The sequence below is a fragment of the Robiginitomaculum antarcticum DSM 21748 genome, from assembly GCF_000365025.1.
Taxonomy (GTDB): domain Bacteria; phylum Pseudomonadota; class Alphaproteobacteria; order Caulobacterales; family Maricaulaceae; genus Robiginitomaculum; species Robiginitomaculum antarcticum.
In genome coordinates this window covers 426,173-444,536 of sequence record NZ_KB823011.1, presented here as the reverse complement: position 1 = coordinate 444,536, position 18,364 = coordinate 426,173, and the positions used below count along the sequence as shown (strand labels likewise).

Here is an 18,364-nt window from a genome sequence, read left to right as displayed (position 1 = left end):
GTTATGGCGCAGCGTGGATAGAGGGTAAAGCGCGAAAGTCGGCGATTTCACAGCCCGGTCCCATAACAGAAGTGATTTATGAACGAGATTGAGGCAGGTGTAAGGGAGATATTAGCATAAAATATTCTGATGCAGTGAACATTAAAAAATATCACATTCTTTTTTATGTATATATTTCAATCGCTTAATAATAATTAAAGCCTGATTTTAAACATCGTAAACGAGGCGTTAGCGCGTGATTCGCGGTTTATAAACCATTGGAGTGTATTCAGACGGCACACAATAATTTCTCTAACGAAAAGGATTTCAGAGATGATAAAATTAACGTCTATGGTGGGCGCAGCACTTCTTCTTGCGTCTTTTGCAACTCAAGCCAATGCCTCCGAGGTTGTTGTCATGAAATTTGTTTCCAGTGATTGCCAAACCTGTGCGCCACTAGAAACAAATGTTGATACCGCTGTGTCTCTGGTTGGGGACAGATCTGTCAAGACTGTCACAATCGATATTTCAAATGCGGCGCTCTGGGAACGCAGCGCGCATGATGCATTTAATGCCAATGTTGTGCCTGTGTTTAATCAATATGTCGGACTGACGGGATTTGCAGCAATTGTGGATCCGCAATCCAAACGCCTGATTGGCTGTGTGAACAGCAATTATAATCCGAATGATGTCGCTAATCTGATCAAAAGCGCGGCCAGAATTCCGCATCAAAGCAGCGCATCAGTCGCCATAGAGAACTACCGCTGCCCGGCTCCGTACAATAAATTTTAAGTGCAAAATCTTCAAGAATGTTCTATGACATCCTCGTAGGGCATTTTTTACAGTGGAAACCGCATTAACCACTTTAAAAAGACATCAATATATGATGGAATTTTACAGACACACCTAAGGGGAACTTAGTTATGAGAAAAACATTCATTTTTACCGCGGCTATGACAGCCATTGCACTCGCCTCGCCGGTTAGCGCAACAGATGTTGTGGTCATGAAATTTGTTGCAGATGACTGCCAGAACTGTAGCACGATGGAAAACCTTGTCGACACAGCGATTGCGCGGGTTGGCACGGCTAACGTGACCAGTGTTACAATCGATACGTCTAATGCGGCCAAATGGGAAGGCAGCGCCTACGGGGCGTTTGACGCTGATGTTGTTCCGACCTTTAACCAATATGCCGGACTGACCGGGTTTACAGCCGTGGTTGACCCTAAGACGGACAGCCTTATCGGATGTGTGGACGACGATGACAACTCATCCAAGATAACCGATTTGATACAAACGGCGGCAGCGTCGCGCCAAGGTAGCTCCCCTGTCTTGTCCGGCAATTATCAATGTCCGCCCGTAAAAAATAAATTACCACACTAATTTTGCATTAAGACCCCGCCATCTGGCGGGATTTTTGCTTATAGAGGTTCGCGTAAAGGGCTGCGTTCATATTTGTCCTGTTATAAGCCGTTATCGGCATCCGGAGATAAATATGAAAAAGCTAATAGGCGTCTGCGCCTTGCTCTTTGCTGCGGTTGTTCCCGCCAGCGCGAGATCCTATGTCAAACCCGAAATCCAAGTCGTCGTCTTTCGTGCTGATTGGTGCGGACCATGCAAAATTATGGAGCCGTCTCTCAAAACCGCTTTGCGCCAGCTTAACGACCCTCAGATTCAGGTTGTGACGATCGATACGACCAATGGCGCAAGCATGCAGGTCGCCAATGTCGCTTTTGATGCCAATGTAGTTGACCAATATAACATGTGGGCCGGACTCACCGGTTTTGCTGTCATTGTTGATCCAGACACTAAACGCAGCCTTGGATGTGTAAACATGACCTATGATGCAGGTGCCATGAAGGCACATATATCTGGATTAAAGCAAATCGCTTTACGCGACGGCGAGAATTTTGACCTGACATGTCCGGGGCCGAACCGATAGATTTTGACGCTCTTAGGCGCGGCGCCAGACCAAAGCATAAGATTTGCCGCGTTTTGCCGTTTTGCCAGCGCCCATAACGACTTTTTCAGAAAAGTTATAAAAGCCGGGCTCTTGAACAAAAATTGTCGAACTGCCTTGTGTCTTGTTGCGGATTTTAACGATGCGACTACTTACGGGTTCGCAGTTAAAGACCTCTATGATAGGCCGTGGACTGCACCGCGATACAATCAAATCAAGATTGGCATTATCCGGCAGAGCATATTCGACAGATAGCGCCTGCCCCTCGCGCAGGAATATTTTCTTCACATTGGAGCGGTTAGTCAATGGCGCGGTTAATTTGCGGACGCCCTGCGGCCCTGCATTCAGATCAAGCGTCCTTGCAGAAACGCCTGCAATTTTGTTGAGATCAATAAAGGCGCCGACATAATGAAGGCCGGCATAGACCAGAGCCGCCGTGATACCGAACAACAATATGGAGCCTATTGAAAATCCGCCGGATTTGCTGCCACCTTTTGATTTTTTATGGTTTTTTTCCGACCGCCTCATCTTGGCGTCAAGCTGGATCTGTTCTGCTGACTTGCTCATTTAAAGAGCCTCCGTGAGTGCGTTTCACGGTAAAATAGAGCAAAGGGGTCAATGATCGCTTAAGACATAAAAATTAAGCGGCTGTGAGCGCGACACCTTTATTTTCAAGAAACGACTTTAGCTCTCCGGACTCAAACATCTCGCGCAGAATATCGCATCCGCCGATAAATTCACCTTTGACTATGAGTTGCGGAATAGTCGGCCAATTATTGACCTCTTTAATCCCCTGACGCACGTCCATGTCTTCCAGCACATTGACGCTGTGATAGGGCGCGCCGACATAATCAAGGATTTGTACAACAGTTGAAGAAAACCCGCATTGTGGGAAGACAGGCGTTCCCTTCATGTAGAGAACAACGTCATGTTCACTGTTGGTTTTTTTGATTTGCGCGTGAGCGGGATTGGACATGTAAAACTCCTATGATATCTCTCAGCTAAGACTGCATGATAACGATATCAAGGCCTGCGCGGTAAATGTACTGCATTTGCCGCAATAGACCTACCGAGCACACTCTAAGATGGGGGTTTGGTCTCCAGCGCCAGTGCGTGAAGCTGCGCGTCATTGGTGCCATCCATTGCGCCTTTGAGCGCGGCGTAGACCAATTGATGTTGCGCAACACGGGATAATCCGGTGAATTGGGCACTGGTGATGATAGCTTTATAATGATTTCCGTCCCCTGCCAGATCGAGAATCTCAATCTGCGCTTGCGGGAACGTTTTAGCGAGCAAATCCCGAATATCGTCTGCGCGCATCGCCATTAGTCAATCTCTGCCATAAATTCAGGCATCCAGCCTTCATAAGTCTCGCGCAATTTCTCGAGACTGATATTAAATCCGCCTTCAACTTGAACCTGCTCGCCGCTAACTTTTCCTATGATCCGCGCCTCAAGCCCCTTGCTATTTGCCGTACTGATAACCGGATTAACGCTGTTTTCATCAACGGCAAGAATATAGCGCCCCTGATCTTCACCGAACATCCAGGCATGAAGCGGGAGATCCGGATGGTTTTTGAGAGTGACCCCCTGTCCGCTTGAAAACGCCATTTCAATCGCGGCCAGCGCAATACCGCCGTCAGAACAGTCATGGACGGCCGTAACGCGGCGGTCCCGGATCAGCCGGCGGACATAGTCGCCATGAGCCTTCTCAGCCGTCAGATCGACAGGCGGCGGGGCACAGATTTGCTCTACGCCGTCATTTTCATGACCCAAAACCTCACGTGCATAGAGAGAGCAGCCTAGCCAACCATCGGTTTTACCGATGAGCACAAGCGTATCTCCGTCTTTTGCGCCGGACAGCGTTGCATGCTTGCCCAGATTATCGATCAGTCCCACGCCGCCTATGGCAGGGGTTGGCGGAATAGCAACGCCATTGGTTTCATTATAAAGAGATACATTTCCGGAGACGACCGGATAATCCAGCGCGCGGCAGGCTTCATTCATGCCTTCAACACAGCCAACGAATTGGCCCATAATTTCAGGACGTTCGGGATTGCCGAAATTCAGGCAATCCGTAATTGCTATCGGCTCGGCGCCCACGGCGCACAAATTACGATAAGTTTCCGCGACGGCCTGTTTGCCACCCTCATACGGGTCAGCATAGCAATAGCGCGGCGTGCAGTCAGTCGTGATCGCCACAGCTTTGTTGGTGCCATGAATACGCACAATGGCCGCATCTCCGCCGGACTGGCTGCTATCAACTGTGTCTCCCATAACGTGACGGTCATATTGCTCCCAAATCCAACGCTTGGACGCCACATCGGGACATGCCATGATTTGCAGCATGGTCTGGTTCCAGTTCTCCGGCGCGCGGGCATCGCCCGGGGCAAGATATTCGCGCTGCGGGGTGGCGCTATGCGGGCGGTTCAGATTGGGGGCATCATCGCCTAAAGGCGCAATTGGGATATCGCAAACCGTTTTGCCTTTATGGGTTAGAACAAGATGGCCGGTATCAGTTGTGACGCCGATTTGCGCAACATCGAGTTCCCATTTGTTAAAAATATCGAAGGCCAAATGTTCTTTGCCGGGCTGCAACACCATCAACATGCGCTCTTGAGACTCCGAAAGCATCATCTCGTACGGGGTCATATCTGTTTCGCGTTGCGGCACATTATCAAGATTGATTTTAATACCGACGCCGCCTTTGTCAGCCATTTCAACGGAAGACGACGTTAGTCCTGCTGCGCCCATATCCTGAATAGCTATAATTGCATCAGTGGCCATCAGCTCCATACAGGCTTCGATCAGCAGTTTTTCCGTGAATGGGTCGCCAACCTGCACAGTCGGGCGCTTCTCATCACTGTCGTCATCAAATTCAGCCGATGCCATGGTGGCGCCGTGAATGCCGTCGCGTCCGGTTTTAGAGCCCACATAAAAGACCGGATTCCCTGAGCCTTTGGCCGCAGAGTAGAAAACCTTGTCCTGATCGGCGAGGCCGACACACATGGCGTTGACCAAAATATTGCCGTTATACCCCTTGTGGAAATTGGTTTCACCGCCAACCGTCGGAACCCCGACGCAATTGCCATAGCCGCCAATACCGGCCACAACGCCGGAGACAAGACTACGGGTCTTAGGATGATCCGGCTCGCCAAAGCGCAGGGCATTCATCAACGCAATCGGCCGTGCGCCCATCGTGAACACATCGCGCATAATGCCGCCAACGCCCGTGGCCGCGCCTTGATAGGGCTCAATATAGGACGGGTGGTTATGGGATTCCATTTTAAAGATTATGGCTTGGTTATCATCGATATCTACAACGCCTGCATTCTCACCCGGGCCTTGTATGACACGTTTGCCTTTGGTCAGAAACTTCCCCAAATGACGGCGCGAGGATTTGTAAGAGCAATGCTCTGACCACATCACCGAAAAAATACCCAGTTCGTTAATGTTCGGCTCGCGGCCCAAACGATCCAGAATAATCTGGTACTCGCCGGTAGACAGACCATGTTCCGCAACTATTTCAGGCGTAATTTTGATAGATTTGCTCATTATAATTTCGCGCTACTGAAGCGCGCCCAGAACAGATTTGAAGAGAGCCAGACCGTCAGTTCCGCCATGCAGCGGGTCCACAGCCCGTTCGGGATGAGGCATCATGCCCAGCACATTCCCCGCTTCATTTGTGATGCCGGCGATATCGTTGATCGACCCATTAGGGTTGCCGTTGTAGCGGAAAACCACCTGACCATTCTTCTCCAGACGGTCGATCGTTTTCTTATCGGCAAAATAATTGCCATCATGATGGGCAATCGGGAAAACCACTTCTTTTTGTCCGTTAAAGCCGGAGGTAAAACGGGTTTTCGTATTTGTAATCGTCAGAGGCTGTGGCTTGCAAATATATTTCAGGCTTCGGTTGCGCATCAGGGCGCCAGGCAGAATTCCGGCCTCGGTCAACACTTGAAAACCATTGCAAAACCCCGCAACCGGTAGGCCTTTTTCCACTTTGGTTTTGACATCGGCCATAATTTCGCTGCGCGCAGCTATTGCGCCGGAGCGGAGATAATCGCCATAGGAAAAGCCGCCCGGAATTACAACAAAATCGACATCAGGCAATTCTGTTTCTCGGTGCCAGACCATAATAGGCTCGCGGCCCGTGACTTTAGCCAGAGCGTCGCGGGCATCGCGATCACAATTACTGGCCGGAAAAACAATGACAGCAGTGCGCACGGCTAGGCTTCAATCTCAATGCGGTAACTTTCGATAACCGTGTTGGCGAGTAATTTTTCGCACATCTCAGTCACGCGGGCCTCAGCGGCTTCTGCATTCTCACTTTTCAGATCCAGCTCAATAACTTTGCCCTGGCGGGCGCTCTTGACCTCGTCAAATCCAAGGTTTTGCAATGACCCCGCAATCGTCCGTCCCTGCGGATCCAGAACGCCGGGCTTGAGGCCTACATAAACAATCGCCTTCATATTAATCCTCGTCACTTTTTTCATTGCGAACCACGGAGAGCTTTGTCACCGGGCCCGGATTATCTTTCATAATGCCCAGACGCGTCGCAACTTCGGCGTAAGCTTCAGTCACCTCGCCCAGGTCACGGCGGAAACGGTCTTTGTCGAGCTTTTTGTTTGTCTCCAAGTCCCACAGACGGCAGCTGTCAGGACTAATTTCATCGGCCAGCAGGATTTGCATCATATCACCGTCATATAGACGTCCAAATTCGATTTTAAAGTCAATAAGGCGAATCCCGATACCAAAGAACATGCCTTGCAGAAAATCATTGATCCTCAGAGTCATCGCGATCAATTCGTCAATCTCGGACGGACTGGCCCAGCCAAAGGCTGTAACATGCTCTTCGGCCACTAAGGGATCGCCCAATTTGTCGTCTTTCAGGCAGAATTCGACGATCGCGCGGGGGAGCGGCTCACCCTCTTCAATGCCCAGGCGTTTAGACATGGATCCGGCAGCCACATTCCGGCAGATCACTTCCAGCGGAATAATCTCAACCTTGCGGATGAGCTGTTCGCGCATATTCAGGCGTTTGATAAAGTGGGTCGGGATACCGACGCGGCCCAGCGCGACCATAATATGTTCACTGATCCGGTTATTAAGGACGCCTTTGCCCTGAAGTGTCGCTTTTTTCTGAGCGTTAAACGCGGTCGCGTCATCTTTGAAATATTGCACCAAAGTGCCCGGCTCAGGTCCTTCGTAAAGGATTTTGGCTTTACCTTCATATATTTGCTTGCGGCGGCTCATAGCATGACTTTCACTGGTCGCAGCCCATACCTGAATCGGCCTGCAATCGTTAAGCGACCCCCTTAGCTTAAAGCCTCTGCCGCGACAATGGCGCGGCGCGGCCCATACACACAAAAGTTGCATGGCTTATCTAACGGCTCTTGACCTGCGCGATAAAACCGCCACATCAAAGTAACATATCTTTTGAAAGGATTTCACCATGAGTGGTTTTGACGAGCGCAAAGGCGCAGCCATGAAAAAGTTCGAGCTGGACGCTGAACAGGAATTCAAAGCCGGCGCGCGACGTAACAAGCTGCTGGGCTTATGGGCCGCGCCGCTCATCGGTCACAAAGACGCTGACGCCTATGCAAAAGAGGTCATTAAATCCGATTTCGAAGAAGCCGGCGATATGGATGTCTTCCGTAAGGTTAAGGCGGATCTCGACAAGGCCGGCGCGAGCATTACGGACGTTGACCTTAGAACAAAAATGGACGCGTTGATGGAAGAGGCCCGCGTTCAAATCGCTGAAGGTTAGTCAGATTTAGCTAAAACACCTCATGCGTTTGCACCTCTGGCGCAACGCTGACCCATTTGCCGTCAATCATATGAATTCCGCATTCGGTTTTATCCGAATTGCGCCAGCGCCCCGCCCGCGGATCTTCACCATCAGTGACGCGCGTCGTGCACGGCTCGCAGCCTATCGATAAAAAGCCAAGCGCAAGTAACGGATGGGGCGGCAGGTCATGGGCCCGAATATAGGCCGTAACATCTTTGGCAGACCAGAACGCCAGCGGATTAACCTTAATCTGGCGGCCGCCTGTTTCTAATATCGGCATAGTGGCGCGCTGCGGCGTCTGGTAACGCTTGCGGCCTGTAATACGGGCCTTGAACGGTTCAATTTCACGGTCAAGCGGGCGCACTTTACGTAGATTACAGCACAAATCACGGTCGCGCTGGTTTAGCGTGCCGTCCGGGTCAATATCGGCGACTTCTTTCGGAGATGGGGGGATCGAGCGAAAATGCGTCAGCCCCAAACGCGCAACAAGCTGGTCGCGATAGGCCAGAGTTTCTTTAAAATGCTGACCGGTTTCGAGGAACAATATGGGCAATCCGGGATCAATCTCGCTGACCATGTGCAGCAATACAGCACTGTCAACGCCCAATGAACTCGCTAGGACAATCTCACCCTTGAAGTCCTGTGTAATGGCGCGACGAAGTGAGTCCTGTCCCGACAAGCCTGAATATAGATCAGGATTAGGGTCTAAGACCGAATCATCGGGTTTTTTTTTACGCAGCGCAGCGCGCGCTTTAAATATATTGGTCGCCGGGCCGAGCGGATGTGCGTAGCCGGGTTGATACGTCAGCGCAAAAGCATCGAGCGCCGTTTTGAAATCCGCCTCGCCAAAGCGCGAAAATGTCTCCTCATCAATTTTGATCTGGTCAAATCCGCATTGCAATGCATAAACATATTGATCGGGAATAATCGGCCCTGTGGCGGTCAACCTGCCCTCAAAGCCCATTCTGCGAAGCTGTTTTCCGATGGAAAAACCGCGCCCATCGGTAAAAGCCGGAAATCCAACCTCTATGTCAGTTAGCCCGGATAATCTTGGTTCCAGCGTATTGAGATCCGCGTCCGGCGGCAGCGTGACGCTGCGCCCGTGATTACGGCCAAGGAAATCCTCCATTGGAGGCGGCGTATCACCGTGATCCGTCACAGCGCGACCGGCATTAATGATCGGCATAAAGCACCTCCTTAAAGGGGGCTATGCCCATGCGGCGGTAAGTGTCCAAGAAACGCTCCTGTCCCTCACGGGCTTCAATATAAAAATCAACCATCCGCTCAATACCGTCAATAAGCTCGTCCTGTGAAAAGCCCTTACCGGTCTTATCGCCCACTGTGGCCGTCTCTGTCGCATCGCCGCCCAACGTGACCTGATAGAATTCCACGCCGGATTTCTCGAGACCCAAAATGCCAATATGACCGACATGATGATGACCGCAGGCATTGATGCAGCCTGAGATTTTGATCTTCATTTCGCCGATAACAGTCTGGCGCTCAGGATCGGCGAAACGCTGGGCTATCGCCTGACTGACCGGAATTGAGCGGGCCGTCGCCAGCGCGCAATAATCCATACCGGGGCAGCAGATTATATCGGTAATTTTGTTAATATTCGCCGCTGCTAGTCCAGCCGCTTTTAGGCCGTCATAAACAGCTAAAGCCTCAGAGCGTTTCACATGCGGCAAGACAACATTTTGCTCATGAGTGAAGCGAATTTCGCCAAAGCTATAGTCATCCGCTAAATCCGCAACAACGCGCATTTGCTCGCTTGTGATATCACCCGGCGCGCCCTTGATGGGCTTTAGCGAGACATTGACGATGGCATAGCCGGCCATGCGGTGCTCACCTAAATTGGCATTGCACCAGCGCGCGAATTCAGGGTCAGCCTTGCGCTGCGCCTCTATTTCGCCGGAATTCTGACTCACGGCTTCAAATTTCGGCGGCGAAAAATATTCTGCAATGCGCTCCAGCTCCTCTGCGTCAACCGTAATGTCGGCAGGGATCATCGCGGCATATTCGGCCTCTACATTACAGCGAAACTGTTCAATTCCAGTCTCTTGCACCAATATCTTGATGCGCGCTTTATATTTGTTATCGCGGCGCCCATAACGGTTATAAACCCGCATGACAGCTTCCAGATAGTTGAGCAGCTCGTCGCGCGGGACAAAATCATTCAGGCTCTTTGCGATGATGGGCGTTCGGCCCAGACCACCACCAACATAGATGTGGTAACCGACCTCACCTGCCGCGTTGCGAACAATCTTGATACCGATATCATGGGCGCGAATTGCAGCGCGGTCATTTTCAGATGCGGTAACCGCAATCTTAAACTTGCGCGGCAAGAATGTGAATTCCGGATGCAGACTGCTCCATTGGCGCAAAAGCTCGCAGGTCGGGCGCGGGTCTTCAACTTCGTCCTGCGCCGCACCGGCCCAAGGGTCAGACGTCACATTACGAATGCAATTTCCGGAGGTTTGAATGGCGTGCATTTCAACCTCGGCCAGATCGTCCAATATTGACGGTACATTGACCAGTTCAGGCCAATTGAACTGCATATTCTGGCGCGTTGTGACATGGCCGTAGCCGCGATCATATTTTTCGCCTATATCAGCAAGCCTGCGCAATTGGTCACTGCGCAGCGTTCCATATGGCACAGCCACGCGGAGCATATAAGCGTGCAATTGCAGATATAGCCCGTTCATTAGGCGCAGTGGCCTGAACTGCTCTTCTGTCAGGCGGCCATCCAAACGGCGCATAACCTGGTCGCGGAACTGCGTCGTGCGGGACTGCACAAATTGATGATCAAATTCGTCATATCTATACATATTAGCTCTCGCTTAATCGCGTTGCGCCGTGGGTTTTGGCATGCTCAGCGTATGTGGGACGCCCCGGATCAAAGCTTGGACCATTCATCCGAAACCGTTCTCTATATCGAACAGGCTCCCGACTATCGGCGTCAATATCAATAAAGTAGGCGCCCACCACCAGATTATTTACAGACGCCAATTGGGCAGCTTCGTCCATATGCGCGATTATCTCTTCATCCTCGGTAATCAGCGCCTCGGCATAATCCGTGCTCCAATCCAGCTGCTCGCGCATATAGACAACCGGCCCTTTACGAAGACCATTGGCGGTCATGGCCTGCGGGCCGACGCCTTTATGTTTCAAACTGCTCATAAGGCGGCCTTTCTGGACAATGAAGCGGCAACAGATTGCGCGGGCGTAAACCCTAGAAGCAATATGGCCGGCCCCGTAATGCCCCCGCGCTTCAGGGCCTCCGGCAATGTGGAAACTGTTGTTGCAAGAATGATCTGCTCGGGACGTGATGCATTTTCAACTATAGTGACAGGCGTCGTAGGGACTGCTCCGTACAGCATAAGCCGCCCTTGGATAAAGCGCGCCGCGCCAACGCCCATATAGATCGCCGCACGGGCGCCAGGCTTTGAGAATCGCGCCCAATCCTGCTCCGCAAAACCTTTGGTATCGTGACCCGTCATATAGGTTATAGACTTATTCACCCCGCGTGATGTCAAAGACTGCCCGATAGCCGCCGCAGCCGCCGCCGCAGAGGTGATTCCCGGGCAAATCTCCACGGGTATGCCGGCGGCACGTGCCGCGTCCAGTTCTTCGTCTGCACGCCCAAAAATGAGCGGATCGCCGCCTTTCAGCCGCACGACAGCTAGCCCTTGGCGCGCTTTTTCTATCAATAATGCATTAATATGCTCTTGGGGCGTAGACACGCCGCCCGCCTCTTTGCCGACATAGATGTACTCAGCCTCACGGCGGGCGAAATCCAATACGCCCTGACTGACCAGACGGTCATATATGACAACGTCAGCGCTATGCAGTTTTTGCCGCGCTTGATGGGTTAATAGATCAGGATTACCCGGACCCGCGCCGACAAGACTGATCGTGCCGCCTAAGGCTGCTTCGCCCTGCTCGATTGCCATCTCGACGTGTTGCGTTAAAGCCGCCTCACTCAGGCGCAGCTGCGAATTCAAATCGCCCTTGCCGAAAATAGCAGCCCAGAAGCGCTGACGCGCCGCAAGCTCGGGGTAAGAGCGTTTAACTTTAGCTCTCAAATCTTTGATATGTAACGCAAGTGTGCCTAATGTAGAGGGAAGCAATGTTTCAAATTCAGCTTTAATCGCGCGCGCCAATCCCGGTGATGTGCCCTCTGTGCCAATCGATACAACCACGGGTGAGCGGTCAACCAGAGCCGGCGTAATAAAGCTACAAGCGGCTTTCTGGTCAGCAGCATTTGCGGGAATGCCGCGTGCGCGGGCCAGAGCCGAGATCATGGCATTATCAGAGTCGTCCTCGCTGGCCGCATAGACGAGCAAAGCACCGTCTAAATCACTCTCTACAAATTCGCGGGCGCTATGGTTGACCCTGCCCTGCTCTGCCCAGCGCGCGATTTCAGGAGTGATCCGGGTGGCGACGACATCAAGCACGGCTTCGGTCTTCACCAGCGTCCGCAATTTCGCTTCGGCCGCAGCTCCCCCGCCGACGATGACAATGCGCCCGTCTTGGGTATCAATATGTATCGGTAAGTAACGCATAGCGGCCTTCATCCAAAACGGGACTTGTTTAACTCAAGTGTTCTATATATAGAACGATTAAGATTTTTAAAGATCAAATACGTGTTTTTTTAATCATAGAACTGTGAACAGCAAAATGAGCAAACCAAAACGACAAAAAAATGCGGCCTGCAGCGCCATTGGCGCGCATTTCGGCGCGACAATTTCGCGTCTACGCCAAGCTGAAGACATGTCACTCGGCGATTTGTCCGAACATTCCGGCGTTGCCAAAAGCCTGATCTCCAAAATCGAGAAAAACGAGTCTAATCCGACGCTGGCAACAATAACGCGCCTGTCTGTTGCCCTGGGCACGACTGTGGAAGCGGTTTTGTCTGCGGTCAATGAAAACGATGAGGACCTTCCCGCATTGATTGAACATGCCAAGCGTAAAGACATCCCGCTACTGAGCAGTGATGATGGGCTTGTAACTCTAAAAATTCTTGGCAGCATTGATACGGTCGAATTTGTCCAATGGTATGACTTTTTGGCTCAACCCGGCGGGCAGTTGCAGAGCTCGCCGCATCCTGCCGGCTCTATTGAAAACCTGTCTATTTTGTCGGGTCATATCCGCGTCGATGTCGCGGGAGAGATATTTGAGGGCCGCACGGGCGAAACCTTGCGATACCGCGCGGACCGTCCGCATTGCATCACAAATATTGGTAACGAACCGGCGCATGCATCTATGGTCAACATTCTTGCAAAAATTGTGCGTTAAGGCCTCACATGACGTCAAACGCGGCACACGTCCCGACACCCGCCCGTCTTTGACTTGCCATTTAGCAGGGCTGCGCTAGAAAGCGCTCCCAACATTGCGAGCGACAGCCATGCATTACTATTCGCACTCTAATCCGGATTTGACCTCAAGCTTCGGGGAAGCTCTGCTTTCGAGCCTCGCGCCAGATGGCGGGCTTTATATGCCAAGTGAAATTCCGTCTTTTACACTTGATGAAATGGCCAAGCTCGGCGCACTTCCATTCCATGCCTGCGCGGCGAAACTGGCTCGGCATTTCGTTGATGACCGCTTTTCCGACGAAGATTTAGAACGCATCTGCGAGGATGCTTATAACTTCCCTGTACCTATGGTGACGGCAGACGGATACGTACTGGATCCTGCCCTCAATGAGCCGCGCAATGATTTCTTTTTAGAATTGTTTCACGGCCCGACGCTGGCCTTCAAAGATTTCGCGGCCCGCTTTATGGGTCGCAGCGTCTCGCACCTCTCGGGCGAAAATGACACGCGAACCATATTAGTCGCAACATCCGGTGATACGGGCGGGGCCATTGGCTATAGCTTTCTGAATCAACCTGGCACGCGCGTGTTCATTCTTTATCCTGAAGGGGGAGTGTCCGCCATTCAGGAGCAGCAGCTCACCACTATGGGCAAGCGCAGTAATGTGCGGGCTCTGCGCGTGACAGGCAGTTTTGATGATTGCCAGGCGCTGGTGAAAGCCGCATTTGCAGATAAAGACTTGACCGCGCAGCATAATTTGATGAGTGCAAATTCCATCAATGTCGGCCGCGTCGTGCCGCAGAGTTTTTATTATTTCTGGACGGCCCTACAGGCGAGAGCCGCCTACCCGCAGCGTCCTTTAGTATTCTCAATTCCCTCAGGTAATTTGGGGAATCTGACAGGAGGACTTATCGCGAAAAAGATGGGCGCGCCCATTGACCGGTTCGTCGTCGGGCATAATGCTAATGATCCTTTTATCGACTATTTACGCAGCGGTGAATATACGCCCCGTCCGTCTGTCCCAACCCTCTCTAATGCGATGGATATTGGCCGGCCCAATAACTTCCCGCGTATTTTAGAGTTGTTCGACGGGGACATCAAAGCTCTTCGCAAGGCCGTCTGGGGCGCGAGTTTTACGGATGAGCAAACCATGCGCCATATGCGTCGTTATTATAACGAGACGGGATACGCCATGTGCCCGCATACGACAATTGGTCATTTGGCTGCCCAAGCCTTTCGTGAAGATGTCGATATTGATTTTACACAAATTACTGTTGCGACGGCGCATCCAGCCAAATTCCACAGTGAGGTTGAACGGATCATTCATGATGACATTGCTATGCCAAATGCGCTCAAAAAGCTTAAGAAGAAAACGCCGTATATCACTGAAATGAAGCCGGAACTCGCAGCTCTTTCGGACATGCTGTCCGGCAAAGCCTGATGCAGCTTAGCCAGCAGGACTATATAAACCATCTGGCAAACGGCACATTGCGGCTCGCTTTTGTCGGCATGTCTAATATTGGAAAAAGCTATGCCGGACGGGCTATGGCAGACGCCTTTGATCTGCGTATTTATGAAAATGACGCCCAGATTGCTCAAACTTTTGGGCTTGTTGATATGCAGGCTCTGGCCGATTGGATGCACTATCCGGATCATCCGCACCATGATGAGCGCGCCGCTCGCTATATCACAGAAGAAACCGGGCTAATTAAAAAGGCTCTGAAACCTAGCAAAGGCGCGATATTTGATCTGACGGGAAGCGCCATTTATTGCGATCCGGCAGTCTTATCCGCGCTTAAACAAGACGCGCTAATTGTGCACATATCGGCTAGCGAGCGGGACATAACGCGTTTGAAAGATCTGTTTTTTGAAAATCCGAAACCTTTGATCTGGCGTAGCGCTTTTACCACATCCGCCAATGAGGATAGCAAATCGGCTATGCGGCGTTGCTATCCGGAGCTTCTGGAAAGCCGTAAGTCCGCTTACATTGCACTCGCGGATATCAGTATCCCATCAAAGCGGTTTCGTGATATGTCCGGCGAGGCCATAGCAGCTTTAATTGGGCGCTCACTCCCAACCGGATAAAAGCTCACGCCGCGCAATATCGGCCAGCAGGTCGCAATGATCATCCTGCGCATTCAGGCACGGCACCATCTCAAAATGCGTCCCGCCTGCCGAAATAAAGTCATCTCGGGCTTCGATCGCAATCTCTTCCAAAGTCTCCAAGCAGTCCGCAGCAAATCCGGGCGTGATACAGATGATTTTTGTTTTCCCCTCGCCAGCCAGTTTCTCTAGGGTTTTATCAGTATATGGTTGTAGCCATTCTTTGGGACCGAATCGCGATTGGAATGTCAATATGAGTTTATCCGCGCGAGCGCCGAGCGCTTCCCCAAGCCGCTCTGCGGTCTTCTGGCACTCATCCTTGTAAGGATCGCCCTTTTCAACCATCTCAACGGGCAAGCCATGGAAACTGGCAATGATCGCGTCAGGCTCCCAGCCTTGACGATCAATTTGCGCGGATATTGAGTCGGCCAGAGCTGCAATATAAGCGGGCTCTTCGTAATAATTGCGTAAAAACCGCAAGGCAGGCATATCGCGCTTCTTTTTTAGCGCTTTAAAAACGTCGTCATAGACAGAGGCCGTCGTGGCCGCCGCATATTGGGGATAGAGCGGCAAAACCGCAATGCGGTCTATACCCGCCGCCGCAAATACGTCCATTGCCGCAGGGATTGACGGATTGCCGTACCGCATGGCCACATTTACGGACACATTTTGCCCAAGCCTCTTTTGGATTTTCGTAGCTTGCGCGCGCGTAATTTCAATCAGCGGGGCTTCGCGACCTTTGGCTCCCCATATTTTTGCATAAGCTTTCGCTGACCGCGCCGGCCTTACACGCAGAATTATTCCATGCAAAATGAAACACCAAATCCAGCGGGTCAGTTCAATCACGCGGTGGTCATGTAAAAATTGGAATAAGTAACGGCGCACGGCTTTAGGTGTCGGCGCATCCGGCGAGCCAAGATTGACAAGTAACAGTCCTGTTTTTGGGGTCATCACACGCGCTTTCACTAAATTTACTTCACATTACGTATGCGCCTGACCGATAGACGCAAGGAAAAGGCTTTTTTTACAGGAAAATTTCTGGCAAGACAAAGGTAACAGACTTGTCTTGCCTCTGGGGCGGACATAACCGCACAATAGGATAATGTTTATGACCATGGCTTTGCGCTCCGCTGCTACCCGCTCTTCGCTAAAATGGACGGCTTTGGGGGTCAGCGCGATTGCGCTTATTCTAGCCTCCGGCTGTGATCAAAAAACCCGCAAAACTGAAGCGGGATCGACGTATCAGGATCAAGTGGATGCGACGCGCGAGGTCACAACCGATCCGGACATCAACACCCCGACACCTGCCAGCACAACCCAGTCACGCGCCGCAGAAATGCTGCGCGGCGGCGATGGAGCCACGCCGCAACAAGCTAAAGAATTTCTTGAAGCCGCGGCTAAAGATATTGAGCGGATGAATGAATATGCGTCCCGCGCGGCTTGGGTGAATGCCAATTTCGTCACTGAAGACACAGCTTGGCTGCTTACCAAAGCGTCAACTGAATATTCGCAAATGCAAACCCGTCTTGCCAATGGCGCAAAACGGTTCAACGACATCAAATTGCCTGCGGATATGGAGCGCAAAATGAGCGCGCTGAAACGCGGTAGCAACTTTCCGGCACCGGAAAAACCCGGCGCAGCAGCCGAGCTATCGACCATTATGACATCGCTAGACGGGCGTTATGCCAAGGGCCGCTTTGCTGTTGACGTTACGGACAAACGCATCATCAAAATTCTTGATGAGAACAAAAGAGGCGACGCGGATTACGGCAAACTTGGCGAAGAAGCGCCGGAGGGCACAATTCATCTTGGTCAAGCCAGTAAGATTATAGCCGAATCACGTGACCCTGGCTTGCTCAAAACAATTTGGGAAGGATGGCGCACGATCTCGCCGCCTATGGCCAGTGAATATGGCCGTATGGTTGAGATCGTCAATGAAGGCTCTGCCGAGCTGGGATTTGCCGATACAGGCGCGCTATGGCGCGGCGGTTATGATATGTCGGCGGATGATTTCACCCAAGAATCCGAGCGCTTATGGAATCAAGTTAAGCCGCTCTACACACAGCTGCATTGTTATGTCCGTTACGAACTTAATGATGAATACGGCAATGAAATCGTACCGTTGGATCAGCCGATCCGCGCAGATTTGCTCGGCAATATGTGGTCTCAGCAATGGGGGAATATCTACCCTGTCGTACAGCCAGAAGGGTTTAGCGGGAAGTCGATTGATATTACGTCTCTCTTAGAAAAGCAAAAATACACCCAAAAGAAAATGGTGGAAACCGGCGAAGCCTTCTTCACTTCACTGGGCTTTGATCCCCTGCCCGACACATTCTGGGAACGTTCGCTGATAACAAAACCGGCTGACCGTGATGTTCAGTGCCATGCCTCAGCATGGGATATTGATGATAAATCAGATGTCCGCATCAAAATGTGCACGACGATAACCGGCGAAGACTTCCAGACAGTACATCACGAACTGGGTCATAATATCTATCAACGCGCCTATCAAAACCAGCCTGTATTTTACAAGACAGGCGCGAATGACGGCTTCCATGAAGCGATTGGTGATATGATTGGCCTGTCGATCACGCCCGAATATCTGGTGGAAATCGGCCTTATGAACGAAGCTGACATTCCTGATGCCAGCGGCGACATCCCAATTTTACTCCGTCAAGCGATGGATAAAGTCGCTTTCCTGCCGTTTAGCCTGATGGTTGATAAATGGCGCTGGCAGGTGTTTTCCGGCAAGATTGCACCATCTGCTTATAATGATGGATGGTGGAAGCTGCGCACTGAATATCAGGGCATTCGCCCGCCGGCGGCCCGTCCAGCTGGTGCCTTTGATGCCGGCGCTAAGTATCATATTCCCGGAAATACACCGTATATGCGCTATTTCCTGGCCCATATTTTACAGTTCCAATTCCACAAGGCGGCCTGTGACATGTCAGGATTTGAGGGTCCGCTTCACCGCTGTTCAGTTTATGGAAATAAAGAGGTTGGCACGCGGTTTAACGCGATGATGGAAATGGGTGCGTCAAAACCTTGGCCGGATGCTCTGGAAGCCTTTACCGGACAGCGGACAATGGACGGCTCAGCATTACTTGAGTATTTCGCGCCCCTGCAAACCTGGTTAGAGGACCAAAATGAAGGCCGTCAGTGCGGCTGGGATATGCCGCAAGGCGGGTAAATTTAACGGGTCAATAACGCGTTTGCC

Annotated in this window: 20 protein-coding genes; 8 read left to right on the top strand and 12 right to left on the bottom strand. The window is 51.5% G+C overall.

Annotated features, from left to right (window positions below):
• The first annotated feature begins 312 nt into the window (after nucleotides 1–312).
• The 3 genes from H142_RS0102210 (at nucleotide 313) to H142_RS13990 (ending at nucleotide 1,920) form a co-directional block, all read left to right on the top strand.
• The gene (locus tag H142_RS0102210) at nucleotides 313–771 is read left to right on the top strand and encodes a hypothetical protein (RefSeq protein ID WP_017930462.1); all 459 of its coding nucleotides are present in this window, start codon (nucleotides 313–315) and stop codon (nucleotides 769–771) included.
• Between the two features lie 131 nt (nucleotides 772–902).
• Complete coding sequence (locus tag H142_RS0102205; RefSeq protein ID WP_017930461.1) at nucleotides 903–1,361, top strand: hypothetical protein; 459 nt, start codon at nucleotides 903–905, stop codon at nucleotides 1,359–1,361.
• A 112-nt stretch (nucleotides 1,362–1,473) separates the two neighbouring features.
• On the top strand, nucleotides 1,474–1,920 hold the full coding sequence (locus H142_RS13990; RefSeq protein WP_017930460.1) for a thioredoxin family protein: 447 nt from the start codon (nucleotides 1,474–1,476) through the stop codon (nucleotides 1,918–1,920).
• A 12-nt stretch (nucleotides 1,921–1,932) separates the two neighbouring features.
• Here H142_RS13990 and H142_RS0102195 read toward each other — a convergent pair whose 3' ends face one another.
• The 7 genes from H142_RS0102195 to purC all read right to left on the bottom strand — a co-directional run bounded on the left by H142_RS0102195 (nucleotide 1,933) and on the right by purC (nucleotide 7,196).
• A complete protein-coding gene (locus H142_RS0102195; protein ID WP_017930459.1) occupies nucleotides 1,933–2,505 on the bottom strand; it encodes a hypothetical protein in 573 nt (190 codons plus the stop codon).
• Between the two features lie 73 nt (nucleotides 2,506–2,578).
• Nucleotides 2,579–2,914, bottom strand: coding sequence for a Grx4 family monothiol glutaredoxin (grxD, locus tag H142_RS0102190; protein WP_017930458.1), 336 nt, complete (start codon nucleotides 2,912–2,914; stop codon nucleotides 2,579–2,581).
• Nucleotides 2,915–3,018: 104 nt separating this feature from the next.
• The gene (locus tag H142_RS0102185; protein ID WP_017930457.1) at nucleotides 3,019–3,264 is read right to left on the bottom strand and encodes a BolA/IbaG family iron-sulfur metabolism protein; all 246 of its coding nucleotides are present in this window, start codon (nucleotides 3,262–3,264) and stop codon (nucleotides 3,019–3,021) included.
• A complete protein-coding gene (gene purL, locus H142_RS0102180) occupies nucleotides 3,264–5,492 on the bottom strand; it encodes a phosphoribosylformylglycinamidine synthase subunit PurL (protein ID WP_017930456.1) in 2,229 nt (742 codons plus the stop codon). Before purL ends, H142_RS0102185 begins: the two co-directional genes overlap by 1 nt.
• 12 nt (nucleotides 5,493–5,504) lie before the next feature.
• Complete coding sequence (gene purQ, locus H142_RS0102175; protein ID WP_017930455.1) at nucleotides 5,505–6,167, bottom strand: phosphoribosylformylglycinamidine synthase subunit PurQ; 663 nt, start codon at nucleotides 6,165–6,167, stop codon at nucleotides 5,505–5,507.
• A 2-nt stretch (nucleotides 6,168–6,169) separates the two neighbouring features.
• Complete coding sequence (gene purS, locus H142_RS0102170) at nucleotides 6,170–6,412, bottom strand: phosphoribosylformylglycinamidine synthase subunit PurS (RefSeq protein WP_026147719.1); 243 nt, start codon at nucleotides 6,410–6,412, stop codon at nucleotides 6,170–6,172.
• 1 nt (nucleotide 6,413) lies between these two features.
• Nucleotides 6,414–7,196, bottom strand: coding sequence for a phosphoribosylaminoimidazolesuccinocarboxamide synthase (gene purC / locus H142_RS0102165; RefSeq protein ID WP_017930453.1), 783 nt, complete (start codon nucleotides 7,194–7,196; stop codon nucleotides 6,414–6,416).
• Nucleotides 7,197–7,395: 199 nt separating this feature from the next.
• Between purC and H142_RS0102160 the strand changes: the two genes are divergently transcribed.
• Nucleotides 7,396–7,710 carry a DUF1476 domain-containing protein gene (locus H142_RS0102160; protein WP_017930452.1) on the top strand — a complete coding sequence of 105 codons (315 nt, stop codon included), beginning with the start codon at nucleotides 7,396–7,398 and terminating at the stop codon, nucleotides 7,708–7,710.
• Nucleotides 7,711–7,720: 10 nt separating this feature from the next.
• Here H142_RS0102160 and H142_RS16975 read toward each other — a convergent pair whose 3' ends face one another.
• From H142_RS16975 to cysG, 4 genes are read right to left on the bottom strand one after another with little or no spacing between them, the layout of a single operon-like run.
• The gene (locus H142_RS16975) at nucleotides 7,721–8,917 is read right to left on the bottom strand and encodes a phosphoadenylyl-sulfate reductase (RefSeq protein ID WP_017930451.1); all 1,197 of its coding nucleotides are present in this window, start codon (nucleotides 8,915–8,917) and stop codon (nucleotides 7,721–7,723) included.
• Nucleotides 8,904–10,559, bottom strand: coding sequence for a nitrite/sulfite reductase (locus H142_RS0102150; protein WP_017930450.1), 1,656 nt, complete (start codon nucleotides 10,557–10,559; stop codon nucleotides 8,904–8,906). Before H142_RS0102150 ends, H142_RS16975 begins: the two co-directional genes overlap by 14 nt.
• Nucleotide 10,560: 1 nt before the next feature.
• Nucleotides 10,561–10,911, bottom strand: a complete 351-nt coding sequence (locus H142_RS13980) for a DUF2849 domain-containing protein (protein WP_017930449.1) — start codon at nucleotides 10,909–10,911, stop codon at nucleotides 10,561–10,563.
• Complete coding sequence (cysG, locus tag H142_RS0102140) at nucleotides 10,908–12,296, bottom strand: siroheme synthase CysG (RefSeq protein ID WP_017930448.1); 1,389 nt, start codon at nucleotides 12,294–12,296, stop codon at nucleotides 10,908–10,910. The genes H142_RS13980 and cysG overlap by 4 nt, the downstream gene beginning before the upstream one ends.
• Before the next feature lie 115 nt (nucleotides 12,297–12,411).
• Between cysG and H142_RS0102135 the strand changes: the two genes are divergently transcribed.
• The 3 genes from H142_RS0102135 (at nucleotide 12,412) to H142_RS0102125 (ending at nucleotide 15,129) form a co-directional block, all read left to right on the top strand.
• Complete coding sequence (locus H142_RS0102135; RefSeq protein ID WP_017930447.1) at nucleotides 12,412–13,029, top strand: helix-turn-helix domain-containing protein; 618 nt, start codon at nucleotides 12,412–12,414, stop codon at nucleotides 13,027–13,029.
• Nucleotides 13,030–13,138: 109 nt separating this feature from the next.
• Nucleotides 13,139–14,485: a threonine synthase gene (gene thrC / locus H142_RS0102130; RefSeq protein ID WP_017930446.1), complete on the top strand. Its 1,347-nt coding sequence runs from the start codon at nucleotides 13,139–13,141 to the stop codon at nucleotides 14,483–14,485.
• A complete protein-coding gene (locus H142_RS0102125; RefSeq protein WP_017930445.1) occupies nucleotides 14,485–15,129 on the top strand; it encodes a nucleoside/nucleotide kinase family protein in 645 nt (214 codons plus the stop codon). The genes thrC and H142_RS0102125 overlap by 1 nt, the downstream gene beginning before the upstream one ends.
• On the opposite strand, the gene hemH is transcribed toward H142_RS0102125, so the two are convergent.
• Nucleotides 15,112–16,098, bottom strand: coding sequence for a ferrochelatase (gene hemH, locus H142_RS0102120; protein ID WP_017930444.1), 987 nt, complete (start codon nucleotides 16,096–16,098; stop codon nucleotides 15,112–15,114). The genes H142_RS0102125 and hemH overlap by 18 nt on opposite strands.
• A 151-nt stretch (nucleotides 16,099–16,249) precedes the next feature.
• Here hemH and H142_RS0102115 point away from each other — a divergent pair, with 151 nt between their 5' ends.
• Nucleotides 16,250–18,337, top strand: a complete 2,088-nt coding sequence (locus H142_RS0102115; protein ID WP_017930443.1) for a M2 family metallopeptidase — start codon at nucleotides 16,250–16,252, stop codon at nucleotides 18,335–18,337.
• Nucleotides 18,338–18,364 lie beyond the last annotated feature (27 nt).

Bases quoted from the DNA above. Each gene is read 5' to 3' on its own strand.
- H142_RS0102160 (WP_017930452.1), top strand. From the start codon at position 7,396: ATGAGTGGTTTTGACGAGCGCAAAGGCGCAGCCATGAAAAAGTTCGAG.
- H142_RS13980 (WP_017930449.1), bottom strand. From the start codon at position 10,911: ATGAGCAGTTTGAAACATAAAGGCGTCGGCCCGCAGGCCATGACCGCC.
- H142_RS0102150 (WP_017930450.1), bottom strand. From the start codon at position 10,559: ATGTATAGATATGACGAATTTGATCATCAATTTGTGCAGTCCCGCACG.
- H142_RS13990 (WP_017930460.1), top strand. From the start codon at position 1,474: ATGAAAAAGCTAATAGGCGTCTGCGCCTTGCTCTTTGCTGCGGTTGTT.
- H142_RS0102195 (WP_017930459.1), bottom strand. From the start codon at position 2,505: ATGAGCAAGTCAGCAGAACAGATCCAGCTTGACGCCAAGATGAGGCGG.
- purC (WP_017930453.1), bottom strand. From the start codon at position 7,196: ATGAGCCGCCGCAAGCAAATATATGAAGGTAAAGCCAAAATCCTTTAC.
- thrC (WP_017930446.1), top strand. From the start codon at position 13,139: ATGCATTACTATTCGCACTCTAATCCGGATTTGACCTCAAGCTTCGGG.
- cysG (WP_017930448.1), bottom strand. From the start codon at position 12,296: ATGCGTTACTTACCGATACATATTGATACCCAAGACGGGCGCATTGTC.
- purS (WP_026147719.1), bottom strand. From the start codon at position 6,412: ATGAAGGCGATTGTTTATGTAGGCCTCAAGCCCGGCGTTCTGGATCCG.
- H142_RS0102115 (WP_017930443.1), top strand. From the start codon at position 16,250: ATGTTTATGACCATGGCTTTGCGCTCCGCTGCTACCCGCTCTTCGCTA.
- H142_RS0102125 (WP_017930445.1), top strand. From the start codon at position 14,485: ATGCAGCTTAGCCAGCAGGACTATATAAACCATCTGGCAAACGGCACA.
- H142_RS0102185 (WP_017930457.1), bottom strand. From the start codon at position 3,264: ATGGCGATGCGCGCAGACGATATTCGGGATTTGCTCGCTAAAACGTTC.
- H142_RS0102135 (WP_017930447.1), top strand. From the start codon at position 12,412: ATGAGCAAACCAAAACGACAAAAAAATGCGGCCTGCAGCGCCATTGGC.
- H142_RS0102210 (WP_017930462.1), top strand. From the start codon at position 313: ATGATAAAATTAACGTCTATGGTGGGCGCAGCACTTCTTCTTGCGTCT.
- H142_RS16975 (WP_017930451.1), bottom strand. From the start codon at position 8,917: ATGCCGATCATTAATGCCGGTCGCGCTGTGACGGATCACGGTGATACG.
- purL (WP_017930456.1), bottom strand. From the start codon at position 5,492: ATGAGCAAATCTATCAAAATTACGCCTGAAATAGTTGCGGAACATGGT.
- hemH (WP_017930444.1), bottom strand. From the start codon at position 16,098: ATGACCCCAAAAACAGGACTGTTACTTGTCAATCTTGGCTCGCCGGAT.
- grxD (WP_017930458.1), bottom strand. From the start codon at position 2,914: ATGTCCAATCCCGCTCACGCGCAAATCAAAAAAACCAACAGTGAACAT.
- H142_RS0102205 (WP_017930461.1), top strand. From the start codon at position 903: ATGAGAAAAACATTCATTTTTACCGCGGCTATGACAGCCATTGCACTC.